At 65.9% G+C, this 249-nt stretch carries 1 pseudogene; it reads right to left on the bottom strand.

Annotation, left to right across the window (positions count from 1 at the left end):
• Positions 1–30 precede the first annotated feature (30 nt).
• Positions 31–249, bottom strand: a pseudogene (locus ACZ2IA_RS23180) (molecular chaperone HtpG); the annotation flags it as partial.

The following is a 249-nucleotide window of genomic DNA, read 5'->3' as shown; positions in this document are numbered from 1 at the left end:
CGCACCCCTGACGGTGCGGGGGCGCTAAAGTTACGACGCGAAAGCGAGGCGGTTGACGCGCGCCACAAAGGCCGCCGGTTCTTCGAGCTGCCCGCCTTCGGCGAGTACGGCCTGCTCGTAAACCAGCGTGGCGAGGTCAGCAAAACTGTCGTCCTCAGCCCCCTTCAGGCGCATCAGCAGGGCATGCTTCGGATTGATCTCGAGGATCGGCTCGCTGCCCGGAATCGACTCCCCGGCCTGGGCCAGCAA

The sequence above is a fragment of the Crenobacter sp. CS_VA4 genome, assembly GCF_055597485.1.
Note: the sequence above shows the minus strand (reverse complement) of the source record. Positions and strands in the feature narration are given on the sequence as shown.